A 20,574-nucleotide genomic window follows, 5' to 3' on the forward strand; every position below is an offset into this window, starting at 1 on the left:
AGCACCGCAGTAGGCTGGTGGCCTACATCCAGCACACGCGGGAGCCCGGGCGCACCGGGCTGAGAGGGAGGCTGCGGCGGCCTCCGACCGTCCGAACCTGATCCGGGTCATTCCGGCGAAGGGAGCAGCGGCATCCCCATGCGCGGTACGACATCTCACACAGCGCCGTCCGGCACCCCCGACGTCCTCGTCCTCGGCGGCGGCCTCATCGGCCTGGTCACCGCCTGGCGCGCGGCCCGGCGCGGCCTGCGCGTCACCGTTCTCGACCCCGAACCCGGCGGCGGCGCCGCACAGGTCGCGGCCGGCATGCTCGCGGCCGTCACCGAACTGCACTACGGCGAGGAGACGCTCCTCAACCTCAACCTCGCCTCCGCGGCCCGCTACCCCGCCTTCGTCGCCGAACTGGAAGAGGCGTCAGGGCTCGACGTCGGCCACCGCGCCTGCGGCACCCTCGCCGTCGCGCTCGACGCCGACGACCGCGCCCACCTGCGGGAGCTGCACGCGCTGCAACAGCGCTGCGGACTGCGCTCCGAGTGGCTGACCGGGCGCGAATGCCGCCGCCTGGAACCGATGCTGGCCCCGTCCGTACGCGGCGGCGTCCGCGTCGACGGCGACCACCAGATCGACCCGCGCCGCCTGGCCGCGGCCCTGCTGCGGGCCTGCGCACACACCCGCGTCACCTTCCTGCGGACCACGGCCAGGCGGCTCCTGGCCGCCGGCGGCCGGGCCACGGGCGCCGCCACCGCCGACGGCGGCGAGGTGACCGCCGGACAGACCGTCCTCGCACTCGGCTCACGCAGCGGCACGCTCGACGGCGTGCCCGCACACGTGCCGGTGCCGGTACGCCCCGTCAAGGGCCAGGTGCTGCGGCTGCGGATGCCGGCGTCCCGGGGCCCCGGCGGGGCGTTCCTCTCCCGTACCGTCCGCGCCGTCGTCCGCGGCGGGGCGCTCTACCTGGTGCCGCGCGAGAACGGCGAACTGGTCGTCGGCGCCACCAGCGAAGAGCTGGGCTGGGACACCACCGTCACCGCAGGCGGCGTCTACGAACTGCTGCGGGACGCGCACGAACTCGTCCCCGGCGTCACCGAACTGCCGCTCGCCGAAACCGTCGCGGGGCTGCGCCCGGGATCCCCCGACAACGCGCCCCTGCTCGGCCCCACGAAGCTGCCCGGACTCCACCTGGCCACCGGACACCACCGCAACGGCGTGCTGCTCACCCCGGTCACCGGCGACGTGATGGCCGGCCTGCTGGCCGACGGCGAGCTGCCGCCCCTGGCCCGGGCCTTCACCCCGGGCCGCTTCGCCACCTCCCCCGCCTTCGAGCCGCAGGAGCAGACCGCATGACCTCCACCACCGCGCGCGTCACCGTCTCCGTCAACGGCGCACCCCGCCACCTGAGGGAAGGCACCACCCTCGACCAGCTCGTGGCCACCCTCACCACCGCGCCCTCGGGGGTGGCTGCCGCGCTCAACGAGAACGTCGTCCCCCGCGGCAGCTGGGCCACCACGGCGCTGGGCGACGGAGACCGCGTCGAAGTACTCACCGCAGTCCAGGGAGGCTGAGCACCACCATGGCCGACGACCCGCTGACCATCGGCGGCACCACCTTCGACTCCCGGCTGATCATGGGCACCGGCGGCGCCCCCAGCCTGGACGTGCTGGAGAAGGCACTGCTGGCCTCCGGCACCGAACTGACCACCGTCGCCATGCGGCGCCTCGACCCGTCCGTCAGCGGCTCCGTACTGTCCGTACTCGAACGGCACGGCATCCGCGTCCTGCCCAACACCGCGGGCTGCTACACGGCGGGCGAAGCGGTGCTCACCGCGCGGCTCGCGCGCGAAGCGCTGGGCACCGACTGGGTCAAGCTGGAGGTCATCGCCGACGAACGCACCCTGCTGCCCGACCCCGTCGAACTCCTCGACGCCGCCGAGACCCTCGTCGACGACGGCTTCACCGTGCTGCCCTACACCAACGACGACCCCGTACTCGCCCGCAAACTCGAAGACGTCGGATGCGCCGCGATCATGCCGCTCGGCTCCCCCATCGGGTCGGGGCTCGGCATCCGCAACCCGCACAACTTCCACCTCATCACCGAGCGGGCCACGATCCCCGTCGTCCTCGACGCCGGGGCCGGCACCGCGTCCGACGCCGCCCTGGCCATGGAACTCGGCTGCTCCGCCGTGATGCTGGCGTCCGCGGTGACGCGGGCTCAAGAGCCCGCGCTCATGGCGGCGGGCATGCGGTGTGCCGTCGAGGGTGGGCGGCTTGCGTTTCGGGCTGGGCGGATTCCGCGGCGGTGGTATGCCTCGGCGTCCTCTCCTGCGGAGGGCTTGGCCGACTTCGATCCTGAGCGGCCTGCGTTTCGCTGATACCCCAGCGCCTGGGGCGGGCCCCCCAGAGCCTGCCCTTTCCAGTGGGGCCACCCACCCCCGAGGGTGCTGATCTCTATCCGGGGGGCTCCTCCCCCAGACTCCGTCCGGGGGGACCCCCACCCCAGACCCCCGGCCCCTCGCCGGGGAGGCTTTGGGGCGGCGCTGCCCCCCAAAGGCCCCCCGCTACGGGGGCTCCACCCCCCCTAGGAACCCCCGCCAAGGAGCTACGCTCCCTGGACCCCACATCAGAGAGAACCGCAGTACGCAGGTGCTGGGCCATCTCTCACGCAAGAGGGCCCTCCCAGATACTCCAGGGGGCTCCTAGGTCGTGTCTTCAAAGTCCCGCCTGCCTGGCGGCGCCTGGCACGCACGCTCGCGGCGTTGTCGTCGGTCGCCGCTTCCCCCAGGGCTCGGCTTCGCTCGCCCCGGGAGGTGCCCCCACGCAGGGACTCCCTCCTCCGCCTTGCGAGCGCACGCACCAGACACCGCCAGACCCGCCCTCCGGGCGGACGCCGCTACTGGGAAGACACTCCCTAGGGGGGCGGAGCCCCCACCACGGCCGAGGGCACCTCAGAGAAAGAAGGGGAAGACCATGGGAGCCAGGGGCGGAGCCCCGAGGAGGAGGGGACTGTCACTGTTCGGCTGCATTATGGGGGCAGCACACAGCCGTGGGCGAAGGCGGCGCGGGGGACTCGTAAACTCTGCGCAATGGACACCACCCTCAAGGACCCCCTGGTCGGTCAGGTTCTCGATGGCCGGTACCGCATCGACGCGCGGGTAGCCGTCGGCGGGATGGCGACGGTGTACCGCGCCATGGACACCCGCCTGGACCGGGTGCTGGCCCTGAAGGTGATGCACACCTCCCTGTCGTCGGACGAGACGTTCGTGACGCGGTTCATCCGGGAGGCGAAGTCCGCCGCGCGGCTCGCGCACCCGAACGTGGTGGGCGTGTTCGACCAGGGCACGGACGGTACGTACGTGTACCTGGCGATGGAGTACGTGGAGGGCTGCACGCTCCGTGACGTCCTGCGCGACAAGGGCGCGCTGCGGCCGCGCCCCGCACTGGACGTGCTGGAGCCGGTGCTGGCGGCGCTGGGCGCCGCCCACCGGGCGGGGCTCGTGCACCGGGACGTGAAACCGGAGAACGTCCTGATAGGGGACGACGGCCGGGTGAAGGTCGCCGACTTCGGGCTCGTGCGGGCGGTGGACAGCCAGACGTCCGCGACGACGGACTCCATCCTGGGCACGGTCTCCTATCTGGCACCGGAGCAGATCGAGGAGGGTACGGCGACGCCGCGTACGGATCTGTACGCGTGCGGCGTGATGTTCTACGAGATGCTGACGGGCTCCAAGCCGCACGCGGGCTCTTCCCCCGCACAGGTCCTCTATCAGCACCTGAACAAGGACATGCCGCTTCCCTCGGCCGCGGTGCCGGGGATGGCGGCCGCGTTGGACGCGCTGGTGGCGCGGGCTACGGCGCGGAACCCCGAGGGGCGTCCCGAGGACGCGGTGGCGCTGCTCGCGGAGGTCCGCTCGACCCGCGCGGGGCTGTCGGAGGAGGAACTGGACGCGGTGCCTCCGCAGGCCAAGGACGGCGGGGAGCAGGCGGTGGCGCCCGCCGAGCAGGACGCTACGGGGACGCCGGGGGACGCCGTGGTGCCGTCGGAGGCCGAGACGTCGGTGATTCCGCGTCCCGCGGCCGGTGGTCCGGTGCCGGACGCCGAGCCGATGGACCGTACGGCCCTCCTGTCGGCGGTACCGCCCGCCGGGGCGGCGGAGCCCGCCGGCCCGGCCCGGCGGCGGATGCTGCAACCGCGCTGGGTGCTGGTGGGGCTGGGTGTGCTGCTGGTGCTGCTGGTGGGGACGGGCGTCTGGTACATCAACTCGGGCCAGTTCACCAAGACGCCCGCGGTCTTGGACCAGACGCAGTCGGAGGCGGCCAAGGCGCTGGCGGATGCGGGTCTCGACGTGAAGGTGGAGCGCGACTACAGCCAGCGGGTGAAGCGCGGCCACGTCATCGGTACCGACCCGGAGCCGGGTGAGCGTGTGCGCAAGACGGGCGCGGTCACGCTGACGGTCTCGCGCGGCCCCGAGGTGGTGAAGGTGCCCGATCTGCGCGACACCCCGCTCGGCGACGCCCGGCGCAAGCTGGAGGACGCGGGACTCGAGCCCGGGCTGGTCAAGCGGCGGTTCGACGAGGAGACCGCACAGGGCTCGGTCGTCGCCACGGACCCGAAGCCGGGCAGCGAGCGCAGGCCGGGTGCCGCCGTGGGGCTGACGGTCTCCAAGGGCGCCCCGGTGGACGTGCCCGACGTGGTGGGTGACGACGAGGGCGACGCCGTCGAGGAACTGAAGGAAGAGGGCCTGAAGGTCAAGATCGCCAAGGAGCGTGTCCACTCCGAGGAGGACGAGGGCACCATCGCCCGCATGTCCCCCACGGACGGCTCGCGGCTCGCCAAGGGCGACACGGTGACGCTGACCGTCTCCAAGGGGCCCGACATGGTCGAGGTGCCGGACGTGGAGGACAGCAGCGAGAGCGAGGCCAAGGCGAAGCTGGAGCAGGCGGGCTTCGAGGTGCGGGTGCGCCGCGTCTTCTTCGGCGACACCGTCTTCAACCAGTCCCCCGACGCGGGCGAGGAGGCCCCGCGGGGCTCCGAGGTGACCGTCTGGCTGCGCTGAGCGGAGCGCACCGGTCCGTGCGGCCCCCGGCTTCGGCCGGGGGCCGTTCGCATGGCACCTCCCGGCCGTGTGACCTGGGCTTTCCCGCGCATGATTCCGACATACACGGTATGTCCGGTCAGTCGTGAAAAGTAATGCCGGGGTGCGCATGATCCGCTACCGACCGTGCTGCGAAGCCCGCCCCGATGTGAGCCCACCCATAGGACGCACATCACCTACGAAACACCGTAGTGGAAAGCGCCTCACCGCTCCGACCTGGAATGCGGGGTATTCACCCCTTCATCGCCGGGGCCCGTTCAACGAATTCCGGTAGTACGTCACATCGTTGATTTCCCAAAACGGGCCCTCTAACAATTACGGCGTCGCACGGCGCCGTGAAACAGAACTCGGCGCGTTTCCCCGGCTCCCCGCCTCTGCGACGACGCCTAGCGATGAAAGGTTCCGCTCTTTCTCATGCCCAGCATCTCCAGCCTCAGTCCCGGTAATCTCAGCCCCCGCGCCAGGAAGATGACGACCGTCGGCATCGGCACCGCCGGCGCCGCGGCGCTGGCCCTGACCGTGCTCCCCGGCACCGCGGACCACGGCGACGCCGGCCAGGCCACGGCGGCCAGGAAGGTCAACGCCGAGAACGTGGCGTTCTCCTCCCACTCCTCCGTCCTGCCGAAGCAGGGCAAGGACATCGCGGCCGCCCAGCACTCCCTGATCGCCGTCCCCGAGGGCGCGCAGCAGGTCCGGAGCGTCAAGGACGCCACCACGACCGCGAAGAGCTTCACCACCACCGACGAGGCCGCGGACGCGATACGGGCAGGCGCCAAGGAGCGTGCCGCCAAGGCCGACGCGGAGAAGAAGGCGGAGGCCGAGCGCGCCGCCAAGGAGACCGCGAACCGTTCCGAGCAGCGCGCGGCGAAGCCGTCCTACCCGGACAACCTGGACGGCTGGATCCGTGAGGCCATGGCCATCATGGACAAGCACAACATCCCGGGCTCCTACGAGGGCATCCACCGCAACATCGTCCGCGAGTCCGGCGGCGACCCCCGCGCCATCAACAACTGGGACATCAACGCCCAAAACGGCGTACCGTCCAAGGGTCTGCTCCAGGTGATCAAGCCGACCTTCGACGCCTACCACGTCGAGGGCACCTCCTGGGACCAGTACGACCCGGTCGCCAACATCGTCACCGCCTGCAACTACGCGGCGGACCGCTACGGTTCGATGGACAACGTCAACTCGGCATACTGAGTGGTGTGACCACGAACGAAACGCAAGCCGCGCGCAACCCCGTTGGCAGCCATGTCCCCGTCGCCGGGGGCCTGGCTGCCACGGGCATTTCCTATGCCGACAGGATCGGGGCCGAAGCTCTTCAGGTATTCGTCGCGAATCCCCGGGGCTGGGCGACCCCCGCCGGAAATCCGGAACAGGACGCGGCATTCCGCGCCGCGTGCGCCGAGCGTGGACTCCCCGTGTACGTCCACGCTCCCTATCTGATCAATTTCGGCTCGCACACCGAGGAGACCGCCCGCAAGTCCGTGCTGTCGTTGCGGCATTCACTGCGGCGCGGCCGCGTCATCGGCGCGCTCGGTGTCGTCGTCCACACCGGAGCTGCGACCGGCGGCCGCGAGCGCGCCGTCGCGCTGGCCCAGGCGCGCTCGTTGATGCTGCCGCTGCTGGAGGAGCTGCGCCGCGAGGACGGGCCGCAGCTGCTGCTGGAGCCGACCGCCGGCCAGGGTGCCTCGCTCTGTTCGCAGGCGCACGAGCTGGCCGCGTACTTCGAGGTGCTGGAGCACCATCCGAAGCTCGGGGTCTGCCTCGACACCTGCCACGTCTTCGCGGCCGGACACGATCTGGCGGCGCCCGGCGGGGTGGACCGTACCCTGCGGGAACTGGTGGCGGCGACGGGCCCAGGAAGGCTGCGGCTGATCCACGCCAACGACTCCAAGGACGTGGCCGGCGCGCACAAGGACCGGCACGCCAACATCGGTTCGGGCCACATCGGCCAGGACCCGTTCGCCCAGTTGCTGGCCCATCCGCTCACGGACGGGGTGCCGCTGGTGGTCGAGACGCCCAGCGACAAGAAGGGCACCGAGCACGCGGCGGACGTGGCGCTGCTGAAGAAGCTGCGCGACGCCTGAGCGGGCGGGCCCGGGGCCGGGCGCAGGGACCTGCGGGAGGCGGGCGGGACGGCTACAGCTCGGGGCCGTCCCCCGGCTCCTCCTGGTAGGAGTAGCGCTGCTCCCGCCACGGGTCGCCGATGTTGTGGTAGCCGCGCTCCTCCCAGAAGCCGCGGCGGTCCGCCGTCATGTACTCGATGCCGCGGACCCACTTGGGCCCCTTCCACGCGTACAGGTGAGGAACGACCAGCCGTACGGGGAAGCCGTGCTCGGCGGTCAGCAGTTCGCCGGCCCTGTGCGTGGCGAAGAGCGCCTGGTCGGACGCGAAGTCGGACAGCCGCAGGTTGGAGCTGAAGCCGTACTCGGCCCACACCATCACATGGGTGACGTCGGGCGCGGGAGGAGCCAGGTCGAGGACGGTCCGGGCGCGGACCCCGCCCCACTCGGCGCCGAGCATGCTGAACTTCGCGACACAGTGCAGGTCGGCGACGACCGTCTCGTACGGCAGCGAGGTGAACTGCTCGTGGTCCCAGCAGTACTTGTCGCTGTCAGCGGTGGCCCCGAAGACCCGGAACTCCCAGCGTTCGGGCTTGAACTTCGGTACGGGCCCGTAGTGGGTGACGGGCCACCCGCGCTGGAGCCGCTGGCCGGGCGGAAGCTCCTGTTGCTCCCCTTCACGGCTTGCCGGCTGACCCATGTCTCCATGGTGACAGACCCGAAGCCGTGGTCTCGACCACCCCGAGGCGGCGCGCGACCTGCGTCGGCCCGCCTTCGGGGCAGGGGGCGGGCAAATACGGTAAGCCTGCACTTACTGGATCGATCCGGTGAGCGGTGACAGGATGCGCGATTGCGCGCCGCGTGCGCGACCGGCCCGCTTCACGCGTCACTCCCAGGAAGGAGCCCGCCACCATGCAGGGCGACCCCGAGGTCATCGAGTTCCTGAACGAGCAGCTGACCGCCGAGCTGACGGCGATCAACCAGTACTTCCTGCACGCCAAGATGCAGGAGCACAACGGCTGGACGAAGCTGGCGGAGTACACCCGCTCCGAGTCCTTCGACGAGATGCGGCACGCGGAGCGGCTGACCGACCGCATCCTCTTCCTGGAGGGCCTGCCGAACTACCAGCGCCTCTTCCACGTGCGGGTGGGCCAGACGGTCACCGAGATGTTCAGGGCCGACCGGCAGATCGAGGCGGAGGCGATCGACAGGCTGCGGCGCGGCGTCGAGGTGATGCGCGCCAAGGGAGACATCACCTCGGCCAACATCTTCGAGGACATCCTCGCGGACGAGGAGCACCACGTCGACTACCTCGACACGCAGCTGGAGCTGGTCGAGAAGCTCGGCGAGCCCCTCTACATCGCCCAGCAGATCGAGCAGAAGGCCCCGGACGAGACCTGAGCCGACGGGCGGCGGCGAGGCGGAGGCGTAGGGGCCGTATCGGCCGGGTCAGGCCGCCGTTCGCAGCGGCTGTGCGGGGGCCGGCTCGGCGGGGAATCCGGCGGGTTCCTGCTCGCTTTGGCGGGGCGCGGCCTGCGGCGCCGTGGAGACCTGTGCCGTCAGGACGGGCTCGCCGCGCTCCAGCGCGGCCCTGCGGGGGCAGGCCCCGCGGCCGAGGATGCCCTGGATCCGGCGGACGCAGGAGCCGCAGTCCGTGCCGGCCTTGCTCTCGGAAGCGATCTGGCGCGGGGTGCAGGCGCCGGCCGCCGCGTGCTCACGCACCTGCTCCTCGGTGATGCCGAAGCACGAGCAGACGTACACGCGGTCACCTCCGCTTCCGGTCAGGTCAAGCTTGCTGAGGTAAACCTAACCTTACCCATCGAACGGTGTCCACACACGCGCCTGGGGCCCGCGTCACACGCGATGACGCGGGCCCCGGGCACGTTCCGGCACGCTCAGCGGCCGCTCACTGGTCGCGGTACATCTCCGCCACCAGGAACGCCAGGTCGAGCGACTGGCTGCGGTTCAGCCTGGGGTCGCAGGCCGTCTCGTAGCGCTGGTGGAGGTCGTCGACGAAGATCTCGTCGCCGCCGCCCACGCACTCGGTGACGTCGTCACCGGTCAGCTCCATGTGGATGCCGCCGGGGTGGGTGCCCAGGCCCTTGTGGACCTCGAAGAAGCCCTTGACCTCGTCCAGCACGTCGTCGAAGCGGCGGGTCTTGTGGCCGCTGGCCGCCTCGAAGGTGTTGCCGTGCATCGGGTCGCAGACCCAGGCGACCCGGGCACCCGAGGCGGTGACCTTCTCCACCAGCTCGGGCAGCCGGTCCCGGATCTTGTCGGCCCCCATCCGGGTGATGAAGGTCAGCCGGCCCGGCTCGCGGTCCGGGTCGAGCCGCTCGATGAGCGCGAGCGCCTCCTCCGACGTGGTCGTCGGGCCCAGCTTCACGCCGATCGGGTTGCGCACCCGGGAGGCGAACTCGACGTGCGCGCCGTCCAGCTGCCGGGTGCGCTCGCCGATCCAGACCATGTGCCCCGAGGTGTCGTACAGGTCGCCGCTGCGCGAGTCGACACGGGTGAGCGCCGACTCGTAGTCGAGCAGCAGCGCCTCGTGCGAGGAGAAGAACTCGACGGTGCGCAGCTCCTCCGGGTCGGTGCCGCAGGCCCGCATGAACTTCAGCGCCTGGTCGATCTCCCGCGCCAGCGCCTCGTAGCGCTGGCCCGAGGGGGAGGTCTTGACGAAGTCCTGGTTCCAGGCGTGCACCTGGCGCAGGTCGGCGTAGCCGCCGGTGGTGAAGGCCCGCACCAGGTTCAGCGTCGCGGAGGAGGCGTGGTACATCCGCTTGAGCCGCTCCGGGTCGGGCCTGCGGGCCTCCTCGGTGAACTCGAAGCCGTTGACCGAGTCGCCGCGGTAGGTGGGCAGCGTGACCCCGTCGCGGGTCTCGGTCGGCTTGGAGCGGGGCTTGCTGTACTGGCCCGCGATCCGTCCAACCTTCACCACGGGCACGGCGCCGGCGTAGGTGAGGACGGCTCCCATCTGGAGGAGCGTCTTGAGCTTGTTGCGGATGTGCTCGGCGCTGACCTGGTCGAACGCCTCGGCGCAGTCGCCACCCTGGAGCAGGAACGCCTCACCGCGCGCGACCGCACCCAGCCGCTCCCGCAGCTGGTCGCACTCGCCGGCGAAGACGAGCGGCGGATAGGACTCGAGCTCGGCGAGGACGTCGCGCAGAGCCTGGTGGTCCGGCCAGTCGGGCTGCTGTGCTGCGGGCAGGTCTCGCCAGGTGCGGGCACCGGCGTCGGGGTTGGCGTTCACAGTCACGGACCCAAGATTACGGGGTTCCGCGAGCTGTCCGTCCCGCTGCCCGCCATACGAGACCGGGATCATGGCAGGTGGATCCCGGCGCCGGGGCCCGGCGGCAGGCCGGCGCGGGAGAGGACGCCGAGCGCGCGGTGGCGCCGCGCACGGTCAAGCACATGGACCGGGTGCCGGACGCGCGAGAGGGTTCGTCGTCGGGGCCGTGCCGGTGGACTTCGGGGGATGGCCGGCCGGGGTCCGCGGTGGGCTAGGGTGTCCCTCATGCACGCGCACTCGACCATGAACTGGTGGTGGCCCGCCCGCACGGCGGCCCGCCAGGACGCGCGTATCCACTGAGCGACTCGCTACTCAGTACCGCGACAGGCCGCCCGAGGGGCGGCCTTTTTCCGTAGCTGCGGCCGTTCCCTCCCTCACCACGAGAAGGAACCGCCATGGACCGCACCGACCCGCCCTCGCCCGCCGCCCTCGTCGAGCGTCTGACCCGGCCCGACGCACCGCCGTTCGCCCTGCTGCGCCGTCGCACCCCGGGCCGCGAGGCGGACGTCGTCGAGGTGCTGACGGGCACCGTGCGCGAGGTCGACCGGCTCGCCGACATCCCCGTGAGCGCGGGCGGCGAGGCGGGAGCGCTGGCGCTCGTCCCCTTCCGGCAGATCCGCGAACGCGGTTTCGACGTACGGGACGACGGCACACCCCTGTCCGTGCTGCTGCCCGAGGAGCGGTACGCGCTGCCGTACGAGGAGGTGCTCGCCGCGCTGCCCAGCCACCACGTGACGGTCGAGCCCGGCGCGTTCGACGTGGACGACGACGCCTACGAGCAGATCGTGCGCCGGGTGGTCGACGAGGAGATCGGCTCGGGCGAAGGCGCCAACTTCGTCATCAGGCGCGACTACGAGGCCCGCGTTCTTGGCTTCACATGCGCTGACGCGCTCGCGCTCTTCGCCCGGCTGCTGCGGGGCGAACAGGGCGCCTACTGGACGTTCGTCGTGCACACGGGCACGGGGGCACCTCCCGCCCGGGCGGAGCGAAGCGGAGTGCGAGGGCGTGGGCGCTTCCTGATCGGTGCGAGCCCCGAGGTGCACGTGCGGATGCGGGGCGGGACGGTCGTGATGAACCCCATCAGCGGCACCTACCGCTACCCCGCGCAGGGGCCCGACACGGCCGGGCTGCTGGAGTTCCTGGCCGACCGCAAGGAGAGCGAGGAGCTGTCCATGGTGGTCGACGAGGAGCTGAAGATGATGTGCACCGTCGGTGACGAGGGCGGCGTGGTCGTCGGCCCGCGGCTGAAGGAGATGGCGCACCTGGCGCACACCGAGTTCGAGCTGCGGGGCCGCAGCACCCTGGACGTCCGCGAGGTGCTGCGCGAGACGATGTTCGCGGCGACGGTGACCGGCTCCCCCGTCCAGAACGCCTGCCGGGTCATCGAACGGCACGAGAGCACCGGGCGCGGCTACTACGCGGGCGCCCTCGCCCTGATCGGGCACGACTCGGCCGGCGCCCAGACGCTGGACTCCCCCATCCTCATCCGCACCGTCGACATCGACGCGCGCACCGGAGCGCTGCGCGTCCCCGTCGGCGCCACCCTCGTGCGTGCGTCGCAGCCGGCGGGCGAGGTCGCCGAGACCCACGCCAAGGCGGCCGCCGTCCTGACCGCGCTGGGCCTGCGGCAAGCACCGGTGCACGCCGCGCGGCGCCCCCGCGCCCGGCTCGCCGACGACCCCCGCGTGCAGGCGGCCCTGGAGGGCAGGCGCGCGGGGCTGGCCCCGTTCTGGCTGCGGATGCGAACGGACCGCCCTGGCCACGGCGGCGCGAGCGCGGCGCCCGTCCGGGGGCGCACGTCCGACGTGCTCGTCGTCGACGGCGAGGACACCTTCACCTCGATGCTGGCCCACCTGCTGCGCTCCACGGGATCCACCGTGCGGGTGCGCCGCTTCGACGAGCCGGGGCTGCGCGCGGCGGCGCTGGAACACACGGGGCCCGTGGTGCTGGGCCCGGGGCCCGGCGACCCGCGTGACGCGGCGGATGCGAAGATGCGGCTGCTGCGCGGACTGGCCGCCGACCTCGTCGCCGGCGCGCGCCAGCCACTGCTCGGCGTCTGCCTGGGACACGAACTGCTCGCCGCCGAACTCGGCCTCGACCTCGTCCGCAAACAACGCCCCCACCAGGGCGCCCAGGAGACGATCGACCTGTTCGGACAACCCGAGACCGTCGGCTTCTACAACTCCTACACCGCCCGCTGCGACGACGAGACCGCCACGGAACTCGCCCTGCACGGCATCGAGCTGAGCCGCGACCCGGCGAGCGGCGAGATCCACGCCCTGCGCGGGCCCGGATTCGCCGGGGTCCAGTTCCACCCCGAGTCGGTGCTCACGCTGGACGGCGTCACGGTGGTCGCCCGACTGCTGGCAGCGGTGAGCGAGGGGGCGGGGAAGAAGGTACGTCCCGGCGGATGAGGGACGGCGCGACGGGGAGCGGTGACGGGGCAGCCGGGGCGCGGCAGGTCGCGGGCGGCGCGACCGGGCGCCCCGCAGGTCGCGGACGGACAAGCGGGGCCGGGCGCGCCACGGGCCGTGAGGCGTCAGCCCAGCACGTGCAGGGAGCCCCACAGGGCCAGGACCGACAGCGCCAGCGCCGGCGGCACCGTGAGCAGCCCGAGCCGGGTGAACTCGCGCAACCCCACCCGGTGCGCGTGCTGGTGCAGCGTCTGCCGCCACAACAGGGTGGCCAGCGACCCCGCGTACGTCAGGTTCGGGCCGATGTTGACGCCGAGCAGCACGGCCAGCACAGGTCCCGCGCCGCCCGGCGCGGTCAGCGGCAGCAGCACCAGCACGGCCGGAAGGTTGTTGATGAGGTTCGCCAGCACGGCCGCCAGCCCCGCCACGGCCGCCAGTTCGAGCAGCCCGGAGCCGTCCGGCACCAGGCGGCCGAGCCAGTCGGCGAGCCCGTTGTCGACCACCGCGCGCACCACCACGGCCAGCGCCACCACGAACGCCAGGAACGGCACACCGGCCGCCACCGCCAGACCGCGGGGCGAGGTGTGCCCGCGGTGCAGCGCCCTGGCCCCGAGAACCAGGGCTCCCGCGGCCGCCGCCCAGGCGGGTTCGGTACCGAGGACCGAGGTGACGACGAACCCCGCCAGCGTGCAGACGACGGTGACGAGCGGGAAGAGCGGAACCCGGGGCGTCTCCAGGGAGCCCGGCGCCTCGCGGTCCTCCTCACGGCCCTGGAGGTCAGCGGCGAAGAACCGCCGGAAGACCACGTACTCGACCGCGACGGCCACCAGCCACGGCAGCAGCATCAGCCCAGCGAACCGGGTGAACGTCAGCCCCGTCGCGGCCAGTGCCAGCAGATTCGTCAGATTCGAGACCGGCAGCAGGAGCGACGCGCTGTTCGACAGATGGGTGCAGGCGTAGACGTGCGGTTTGGCGCGCACGCCCAGCCGGGCGGCGGTCGCGAACACGACGGGGGTCAGCAGCACCACCGTCGTGTCCAGGCTCAGCACCGCCGTGGTGAGGGACGCCGCTGCGAAGACCGCCGCCAGCAGCCGCCCGGGGCGCGCCTCGGCGGGGGCGCGGGAGGCCCTGCGCGCCATCCACATCCCGCAGGCGTGGAAGAGGCCCTCGTCGGCGCAGAGTTTCGACAGGACGAGGACCGCCGCCAAGAAGGCGATGACCGGGCCCAGGCGGACGGCCTCCTCCCGCGCGTGACCGAGGGAGACCGCACCCGTCGCGATCACCACCGCGGCGGCGGGGACCGCGACGACGGCCTCGGGCCACCGGGGCGGGCGGACGACGGCCCAGACGAGGGTGGCCAGCAAGAGCAGCACGGAGAGGGCTTCGGCCGGCAGTCCGTGCATGAGGCCCTGCCCCGCCCTTCCCGTGCCCGTTTCCGTTCCCGTCCCTGTTCCTGCGGGGGTCCCCCTCCTGGGCGGCTCCGCCCGGGAGGGGGGGTACGGATCCCCGCTGACCGCGTCAGGCGGGCTCCTGGCCGCGACGTCCCGCGAAGGGAGGGGCCGCGCCCCGCGGGGAGTAGTGTTCCACGGGCTCTCACCCGAAGAAGACGCCTGCCTCCTCGTACAGCGCCGGGTCCACCGTCTTCAGCTTCTCCGTGGCCTTCGCCAGCGGGACACGGACGACGTCCGTACCGCGCAGGGCGACCATGCTGCCCCACGCCTCGTCGCGCACGGCGTCGATGGCGTGCAGGCCGAAGCGGGTGGCGAGCCAGCGGTCGAAGGCGGTCGGCGTACCGCCGCGCTGGACGTGGCCGAGGACCGTGGTGCGGGCCTCCTTGCCGGTGCGCGACTCGATCTCCTTGGCCAGCCACTCGCCGACACCCGAGAGCCGCACATGGCCGAACGAGTCGGTCGTCTCGTCCTTGAGCACCATCTGGCCGTCCTTGGGCATCGCCCCTTCGGCGACCACGACGATGGGCGCGTAACTCGCCTGGAAACGGGAGGTGACCCAGCCGCACACCTCCTCGACGTCGAAGCGCTGCTCGGGAATGAGGATGCAGTTGGCGCCGCCCGCCAGCCCCGAGTGCAGGGCGATCCAGCCCGCGTGCCGGCCCATCACCTCCACCACCAGCACCCGCATGTGGGACTCGGCCGTGGTGTGCAGCCGGTCGATGGCCTCGGTCGCGACGGTGACGGCCGTGTTGAAACCGAAGGTGTAGTCCGTCGCCGAGAGGTCGTTGTCGATCGTCTTGGGAACGCCGACGCAGCGGATGCCGTACTCGTCGGTGAGCCGGGCCGCGACGCCGAGCGTGTCCTCGCCGCCGATGGCGACGAGCGCGTCGACCTCGTACTTGGCGAGGTTGTCCTTGATACGGCGGACCCCGTCCTCCTCCTTGAACGGGTTCGTGCGCGAGGAGCCGAGGATCGTGCCGCCACGGGGCAGCATGCCGCGCACCGCGGGGATGTCGAGCCGCACCGTCTCACCGTCGAGGGGACCGCGCCAGCCGTCGCGGAAACCGGTGAAGTCATAGCCGTAAGCCTGGACTCCCTTACGGACCACGGCCCGCATGACCGCGTTGAGTCCGGGGCAGTCGCCGCCGCCCGTGAGCACTCCGACCCGCATGGGATCTCCCTTCTCCGCGTGGACGCCTGGAGACGCGCTGCGCACACATCTGTACGCAGCGCGCAACACCCGCCACGCTAGCGGTGATCCACGTCACATGGGATGCGGCGAGACGCCGTTTTCGCCTGGATTCGCGGGGCGCGCGGACGGCAACCACCCGTACGAAGGACAGCCGTGCGCGCCCGGCCACCCGGCCGCTCGGGCGGACGGGCAGACGGGCAGACGGGCAGACGGGCGGACGAGGGGAAGGGGAAGGCTCGCTAGTCGTCCAGGCCGCGCTCGATGGCGTACCGCACCAGTTCGACCCGGTTGTGCAGTTGCAGCTTGCCCAGGGTGTTCTGCACATGGTTCTGCACCGTGCGGTGCGAGATGACGAGCCGTTCGGCGATCTGCTTGTAGCTGAGCCCCTTGGCGACCAGACGCAGCACCTCGGTCTCCCGCTCGGTCAGCTTCGGCACGTCGGGCCCGTCCTGCGCCGCCGGGGCCGGATCCGCCGCCAGCCTGCGGTACTCGCCCAGCACCAGACCGGCCAGCCCCGGCGTGAAGACCGGATCGCCCAGCGCCGTACGGCGCACCGCCTCCAGCAGCTCCTGCGGCCCGGCGGACTTGACCAGATAGCCCGTCGCGCCCGACTTGACGGCCTCCAGCACGTCCGCGTGCTCGCCGCTCGCCGAGAGCACCAGCACCCGCGGCGCGGAGTCAGGGCCGACCAGCTGCCTGCACACCTCGACACCCGGCTTGTCCGGCAGGTTCAGATCCAGCACCAGGACGTCGGGGCCGGTGGCCCGGGCACGCCGGATCGCCTGCTCGGCGTCGCCTGCCGTGGCGACGATCTCGAACCCGGCCTCACCCAGGTCCCGCGCCACCGCGTCCCGCCACATCGGATGGTCGTCGACGACCATCACCTTGACCGGATCCGCCGCCCGCGCACCGCCGGGCACCTCTCCTGACAGGTCCTCAGTTGCCATGCTTGGGAACCCTCATCTCCACTTCCGTGCCCTGTCCCGGCACCGACACCAGCTCGGCCACGCCGCCCAGCTCGCGCAGCCTGCCACGGATGGAGAGCGCGACCCCCATCCGGCCCTCGGCCTCCGCGTCCGCCAGCCGCCCGGCCGGGATGCCGGGGCCGTCGTCCCGCACCGTCACGATCACCGCGTCCGGCTCGTCCTCCAGCAGGATCCACGCCTGCGCCGGGCGCCCTGACCCGTCCCCCGCGTGCCGGCGCACATTGTCCAGCGCCGCGCCGACGGCCGCCGCGAGTTCGGCCGCCGACCGGGCCGGCAGCAGCACCGGAGCGCCCGGCTCGGCGAAGGTGACGCGCGAGGCCGCGTACGCCGTGAGCAGCGCCCGCACGTCGCAAGGGGCGCTCGCCGCCTCGTCGTCGTCCGGGCCGGTTTCCGCACGCTCCCGCCGGCGCGCCGCGCCCCGGGCGCGGCGCCCACCGGCCCACGCGCGACGCCCCCGCGCAGCCCCCTCACCGGATACGGCACCGCCGGGGGCTCCCCCGCCGGACTCGGCGTCGCCCGCCCCGGCACCGCCAGGTACGGCGCCCCGGGGCTCAGCGTCACCGGATACGGCACCGCCCGGGAGGACCCCACCGGACTCGGCCCCGCCGCGGGCCGCGTCATCGAGAGCGGCGTCGCCGGGGGCCGTGCCACCCGCGGTGGTGGGGGATGCCGTGACGGCCGTGGCCGCGGCGCCGGCGGCGTCCCCGTCCGCCGCCACGGGCGCACCCGCCACGCCCGGGCCGAGAACAGCGCCATCGGGCCCAGGGCCCGCGTCAGGGCCGAGAATCGCACCGTCGGGCCCAGGACCCGCGTCGGGTTTCGGGCGCGAGGGGCGTGGTGCCACGCCGCTGGAGACCAGGGCCCGCAGGGCCACCTCCTGTTCGCCCGCCATCCGGCCGAGCTCCGCCGCGTCGCCGCCCAGCGCCGTGCCGCGGCGCTGGACCATGGCCAGTACCTGGAGCACGCTGTCGTGGATGTCGCGGGCCAGCCGCTCGCGTTCGCGCGTGGCCGCCTCGATCTGCAGGGCCCGCGCCAGGGTGCGCTCGCTCGCGCGGGCCACCTCGATGACGTAGCCGATGGCCACGCTCGCCACGCAGACGAGCAGGACGTTGTGGAAGGTGGTGCGCGTCATCGTGCCGCGCTCGATGATGTTGGCAGCCCCGACCAGCACCGAGACGCCCGCGGCCCAGCGCCAGCCGCCCTTGAGCGCGAAGGCGAGGACGGGGCCCGCGACCCAGATGGAGGGCAGCGTCGGGCCGACCCGGCCGTGCCCGTCGACGACCGGGGACAGCAGGATGCCGGCGACGCCCAGCAGGATGTCCGTGGCCAGGAAAGGCAGGGTGCACCGGTCGGCCGAGGCGACGTTGCGCAGCGTCGCGAAGGTCCAGCACGTCAGGGCGAGCAGGAACACCACTCCGGGCACGGGCGCGCTGTATTCGCGGTAGCTGGAGACGAAGACGCCGACGGCGTAGAGGACGGCCAGGATGCGGTAGCCGCTCAGCGCGCGCCACAGCGGCTGTTCCACGGACATCATCTTCACGGCCACGTCTCCCCCTCCGCCGTTCCGGGCCCCGGGCGTCCGCTCTCGGGGCCTCTCGTGTCCCGCCCGGGTCCCGGCGGAGGCGCCCGGACGACGAAAGTCCCTAGGCGGCCCGGCCGTTGTTCTCGTGGCCCCCGTCGCCCCTGCTCGTCCTGGTGTCCCCGCCGCCGCTCGCGCGGTCGCCGGCGCCCTCGTCGCCGCCCCGCCCCGCGGCCTCCTTCTGCGCGGACTTCTCCGCCTCCTTCGCCGCCTTCGCGGCCTCGGCGAGCTGCCGCTTGGCCGCCGTGGCGTAGATGTCCACGTACTCCTGGCCCGACAGCTTCAAGATGGCGTACATGACCTCGTCGGTGACGGCGCGCTGGATGAACCGGTCGTTGTCCATGCCCTGATAGCGGCTGAAGTCCAGCGGGGCGCCGATCCGGATGCCGGGGCGCATGAGTTTGGGTACGGACTTGCCGGGCGGCTGGATCTTCTCGGTGTCGATCATCGCGACGGGGATCACGGGCGCGCCCGAGCGCAGCGCGACCCGGGCCAGGCCGCCGGGCTTGCCGCGGTAGAGGCGGCCGTCGGGCGAGCGGGTGCCCTCGGGATAGATGCCGAACAGCTCCCCGCGCTCCAGCACTTCGAGCCCGCTTTTGATGGCGGCCTCTCCCGCGCCGCGTACCCCGGAGCGGTCGACCGGCAGCTGTCCGACGCCCTTGAAGAAGGCGGCGGTCAGCTTGCCCTTGAGCCCTGGCGAGGTGAAGTACTCGGCCTTCGCGATGAAGGTGACCTTGCGGTCGAGGACGGCGGGCAGGAAGAAGGAGTCGGAGAAGGACAGGTGATTGCTCGCCAGAATGGCGGGCCCCTCGTCCGGCACGTTCTCCAGGCCCTCGACCCACGGCCGGAACGTGAGCTTCAGCGCGCTGCCCACAGACAGCTTCATCGCCCCGTAGAACACCGCGACCTCCTTCGTGGGACCCTTCGAGCCTATCCCGCCGCCGTTCCCCCACGCGCGCTCGCCTCGTCGCCCCGCCCTGCCTGGTTGCGTCCCCGTGGCCGGGTACCGGCACGGGCCGGGGCGCGTGGGAGCCTCGGACACTGCCGCACTGACCGGCGACGAATTAGGGTGGCAGCACGCCTTCCCGCTGAGCCCCTGGAGGCCCACCGTGCCGCCCATCCTCCCCGGAGCCGAGCCGTACCGCCGCGACGGATCAGCGACCGGCGTGCTGCTCTGTCACGGCTTCACCGGGTCGCCGCAGTCCCTGCGCCCCTGGGCCGAGGACCTGGCGCGGCACGGCCTGACCGTCTCGCTGCCGCTGCTGCCGGGGCACGGCACCCGCTGGGAGGACATGGCGATGACCGGCTGGGAGGACTGGTACGCCACCGTCGACCGCGAGCTGCGGCTGCTGCGCGAGCGCTGCGAGACGGTGTTCGTCTGCGGCCTGTCCATGGGCGGTGCCCTCGCGCTGCGGCTGGCCGCGCTGCACGGGGACGCGGTGCGCGGCGTCGCCGTCGTCAACCCTTCGGTGACCTTCCCCCGGCTCCAGGGGTACGCCGTCCCGGCCGGGCGGTTCCTCGTCAGGTCCGTGCGCGGCATCACCGACGACATCGCCAAGGACGGCCGTCACGAACTGGGCTACGACCGGGTGCCGACGCGGGCCGCGTACGCCCTGCGCGCCTACCACCGCGTCGTGCGCCGGGACCTGCCCGGGGTGACGCAGCCGCTGCTGCTCCTGCACAGCCGCACCGACCACGTGGTGCCGCCCTCGGACTCGGCGCTCGTCCTCGGCCGCGTCTCCTCCACCGACGTGACCGAGACGGTGCTGGAGCACAGCTTCCACGTCGCCACGCTCGACCACGACGCGACACGGATCTTCGCCGACACGCGCGGGTTCATCGACCGGCTCACCGCGGGGACACCGGCCACGGCGACGCGAGGGGCGGGGGCACGTGACGGGGCGTGAACCGGAGGAGGGCGAGCCCCGCGAGGACGGCTCGCCGCTCCCTCCCGAGGAGGAGGCCGCGTGGGCGGCGATCGTCGCCGCGTACGGAGAGGAGCCCACAGACCCTGAGCCCGGTCCGCGAGCCGGCCTGGAGCCGGACCCGCCCGGCGGCCCGGGCGGCGACGAGAGCGACACCCTCACCGCGTCACGGCCCGCGCAGGACAAGGAGCCGCCGGATCCGAGCGCGCCTCAGGAGCCGCCGGGGCCGCAGGTGCGCAGCTTCACCGTCTACGCCGCGGGGACAGGTCCTGCCGGGCCCCGCGACTGGGAGACGGCCGAGGAGGAGGGCGAGGGCCACTTCGAGCCGCCCGAGCCGCCGCCGCTGCCCGAGACGGACGTGGCGACGAAGTTCGCGTGGCTGGCCGCCGTCGGCGGGCCGCTGCTGCTGCTCGGCGCGATCCTGCTCCAGGCCGACCTCACCTGGTGGATCGTGACGCTCGGCGTCGGCGGCTTCCTCGGCGGCTTCGCCACCTTGCTGACCCGGCTGCGCGACGGGCGCGATGACGACGACTGGGACGACCCGGGCCGCGGCGCCGTCGTGTGAGGGGGCCACCGGGCCCTG

General features: G+C 72.7%; 18 protein-coding genes and 1 riboswitch. Of the genes, 10 read left to right on the top strand and 8 right to left on the bottom strand.

Features of this window, described 5'->3' with window-relative positions; all coding sequences use genetic code 11:
• Window positions 1-27 precede the first annotated feature (27 nt).
• A riboswitch (TPP riboswitch) is annotated at window positions 28-142 on the top strand.
• The 6 genes from thiO to DQ392_RS21105 all read left to right on the top strand — a co-directional run bounded on the left by thiO (window position 139) and on the right by DQ392_RS21105 (window position 7,179).
• Window positions 139-1,344 carry a glycine oxidase ThiO gene (thiO, locus tag DQ392_RS21075; RefSeq protein ID WP_114017195.1) on the top strand — a complete coding sequence of 402 codons (1,206 nt, stop codon included), beginning with the start codon at window positions 139-141 and terminating at the stop codon, window positions 1,342-1,344. It overlaps the preceding riboswitch by 4 nt.
• Window positions 1,341-1,562 (top strand): sulfur carrier protein ThiS, encoded by a 222-nt coding sequence (gene thiS / locus DQ392_RS21080; RefSeq protein ID WP_114017196.1) that lies wholly within the window; start codon window positions 1,341-1,343, stop codon window positions 1,560-1,562. The genes thiO and thiS overlap by 4 nt, the downstream gene beginning before the upstream one ends.
• Window positions 1,563-1,570: 8 nt before the next feature.
• Window positions 1,571-2,368, top strand: coding sequence for a thiazole synthase (locus DQ392_RS21085; RefSeq protein WP_114017197.1), 798 nt, complete (start codon window positions 1,571-1,573; stop codon window positions 2,366-2,368).
• Window positions 2,369-3,079: 711 nt separating this feature from the next.
• Window positions 3,080-5,050, top strand: a complete 1,971-nt coding sequence (gene pknB, locus DQ392_RS21095; RefSeq protein ID WP_114017199.1) for a Stk1 family PASTA domain-containing Ser/Thr kinase — start codon at window positions 3,080-3,082, stop codon at window positions 5,048-5,050.
• A 453-nt stretch (window positions 5,051-5,503) separates the two neighbouring features.
• Entirely contained in the window at window positions 5,504-6,289 is a 786-nt protein-coding gene (locus tag DQ392_RS21100; protein ID WP_114017200.1) for a transglycosylase SLT domain-containing protein, read from the top strand.
• A gap of 5 nt (window positions 6,290-6,294) precedes the next feature.
• Entirely contained in the window at window positions 6,295-7,179 is an 885-nt protein-coding gene (locus tag DQ392_RS21105) for a deoxyribonuclease IV (protein WP_114017201.1), read from the top strand.
• A 52-nt stretch (window positions 7,180-7,231) separates the two neighbouring features.
• Here the strand turns inward: DQ392_RS21105 and DQ392_RS21110 are convergent, their stop codons facing one another.
• Complete coding sequence (locus DQ392_RS21110; RefSeq protein ID WP_114017202.1) at window positions 7,232-7,855, bottom strand: sulfite oxidase-like oxidoreductase; 624 nt, start codon at window positions 7,853-7,855, stop codon at window positions 7,232-7,234.
• A gap of 212 nt (window positions 7,856-8,067) precedes the next feature.
• Between DQ392_RS21110 and bfr the strand changes: the two genes are divergently transcribed.
• On the top strand, window positions 8,068-8,556 hold the full coding sequence (gene bfr / locus DQ392_RS21115) for a bacterioferritin (protein WP_114017203.1): 489 nt from the start codon (window positions 8,068-8,070) through the stop codon (window positions 8,554-8,556).
• A gap of 48 nt (window positions 8,557-8,604) precedes the next feature.
• Here bfr and DQ392_RS21120 read toward each other — a convergent pair whose 3' ends face one another.
• Entirely contained in the window at window positions 8,605-8,916 is a 312-nt protein-coding gene (locus tag DQ392_RS21120; RefSeq protein WP_114017204.1) for a (2Fe-2S)-binding protein, read from the bottom strand.
• 145 nt (window positions 8,917-9,061) lie between these two features.
• A complete protein-coding gene (locus DQ392_RS21125) occupies window positions 9,062-10,411 on the bottom strand; it encodes a class II 3-deoxy-7-phosphoheptulonate synthase (protein WP_114017205.1) in 1,350 nt (449 codons plus the stop codon).
• A 428-nt stretch (window positions 10,412-10,839) separates the two neighbouring features.
• Between DQ392_RS21125 and DQ392_RS21130 the strand changes: the two genes are divergently transcribed.
• Window positions 10,840-12,858, top strand: a complete 2,019-nt coding sequence (locus DQ392_RS21130) for an anthranilate synthase family protein (protein WP_114017206.1) — start codon at window positions 10,840-10,842, stop codon at window positions 12,856-12,858.
• Window positions 12,859-12,983: 125 nt separating this feature from the next.
• On the opposite strand, the gene DQ392_RS21135 is transcribed toward DQ392_RS21130, so the two are convergent.
• From DQ392_RS21135 to DQ392_RS21160, 5 genes are all read right to left on the bottom strand, one after another.
• Window positions 12,984-14,261 (bottom strand): SLC13 family permease, encoded by a 1,278-nt coding sequence (locus tag DQ392_RS21135; RefSeq protein WP_114017207.1) that lies wholly within the window; start codon window positions 14,259-14,261, stop codon window positions 12,984-12,986.
• Between the two features lie 190 nt (window positions 14,262-14,451).
• Window positions 14,452-15,480 (bottom strand): 6-phosphofructokinase, encoded by a 1,029-nt coding sequence (locus DQ392_RS21140; protein WP_114017208.1) that lies wholly within the window; start codon window positions 15,478-15,480, stop codon window positions 14,452-14,454.
• 260 nt (window positions 15,481-15,740) lie between these two features.
• Window positions 15,741-16,448, bottom strand: a complete 708-nt coding sequence (locus tag DQ392_RS21145; protein ID WP_114017209.1) for a response regulator — start codon at window positions 16,446-16,448, stop codon at window positions 15,741-15,743.
• Complete coding sequence (locus tag DQ392_RS35370; protein ID WP_245981746.1) at window positions 16,438-18,021, bottom strand: DUF5931 domain-containing protein; 1,584 nt, start codon at window positions 18,019-18,021, stop codon at window positions 16,438-16,440. The genes DQ392_RS21145 and DQ392_RS35370 overlap by 11 nt, the downstream gene beginning before the upstream one ends.
• A gap of 109 nt (window positions 18,022-18,130) precedes the next feature.
• Entirely contained in the window at window positions 18,131-18,967 is an 837-nt protein-coding gene (locus DQ392_RS21160; protein ID WP_245981715.1) for a lysophospholipid acyltransferase family protein, read from the bottom strand.
• A 208-nt stretch (window positions 18,968-19,175) separates the two neighbouring features.
• Here DQ392_RS21160 and DQ392_RS21165 point away from each other — a divergent pair, with 208 nt between their 5' ends.
• The gene (locus tag DQ392_RS21165) at window positions 19,176-19,973 is read left to right on the top strand and encodes an alpha/beta hydrolase (RefSeq protein ID WP_114017210.1); all 798 of its coding nucleotides are present in this window, start codon (window positions 19,176-19,178) and stop codon (window positions 19,971-19,973) included.
• Complete coding sequence (locus DQ392_RS21170; RefSeq protein ID WP_114017211.1) at window positions 19,960-20,556, top strand: hypothetical protein; 597 nt, start codon at window positions 19,960-19,962, stop codon at window positions 20,554-20,556. The genes DQ392_RS21165 and DQ392_RS21170 overlap by 14 nt, the downstream gene beginning before the upstream one ends.
• Window positions 20,557-20,574 lie beyond the last annotated feature (18 nt).

Source organism: Streptomyces reniochalinae (assembly GCF_003323735.1).
In the GTDB taxonomy this organism is placed as follows: domain Bacteria; phylum Actinomycetota; class Actinomycetes; order Streptomycetales; family Streptomycetaceae; genus Streptomyces; species Streptomyces reniochalinae.

Coding starts and splice junctions, on each gene's coding strand:
- DQ392_RS21135 (WP_114017207.1), bottom strand. CDS start 14,261: ATGCACGGACTGCCGGCCGAAGCCCTCTCCGTGCTGCTCTTGCTGGCC.
- thiS (WP_114017196.1), top strand. CDS start 1,341: ATGACCTCCACCACCGCGCGCGTCACCGTCTCCGTCAACGGCGCACCC.
- DQ392_RS21100 (WP_114017200.1), top strand. CDS start 5,504: ATGCCCAGCATCTCCAGCCTCAGTCCCGGTAATCTCAGCCCCCGCGCC.
- DQ392_RS35370 (WP_245981746.1), bottom strand. CDS start 18,021: ATGATGTCCGTGGAACAGCCGCTGTGGCGCGCGCTGAGCGGCTACCGC.
- bfr (WP_114017203.1), top strand. CDS start 8,068: ATGCAGGGCGACCCCGAGGTCATCGAGTTCCTGAACGAGCAGCTGACC.
- DQ392_RS21140 (WP_114017208.1), bottom strand. CDS start 15,480: ATGCGGGTCGGAGTGCTCACGGGCGGCGGCGACTGCCCCGGACTCAAC.
- thiO (WP_114017195.1), top strand. CDS start 139: ATGCGCGGTACGACATCTCACACAGCGCCGTCCGGCACCCCCGACGTC.
- pknB (WP_114017199.1), top strand. CDS start 3,080: ATGGACACCACCCTCAAGGACCCCCTGGTCGGTCAGGTTCTCGATGGC.
- DQ392_RS21110 (WP_114017202.1), bottom strand. CDS start 7,855: ATGGGTCAGCCGGCAAGCCGTGAAGGGGAGCAACAGGAGCTTCCGCCC.
- DQ392_RS21145 (WP_114017209.1), bottom strand. CDS start 16,448: ATGGCAACTGAGGACCTGTCAGGAGAGGTGCCCGGCGGTGCGCGGGCG.
- DQ392_RS21085 (WP_114017197.1), top strand. CDS start 1,571: ATGGCCGACGACCCGCTGACCATCGGCGGCACCACCTTCGACTCCCGG.
- DQ392_RS21130 (WP_114017206.1), top strand. CDS start 10,840: ATGGACCGCACCGACCCGCCCTCGCCCGCCGCCCTCGTCGAGCGTCTG.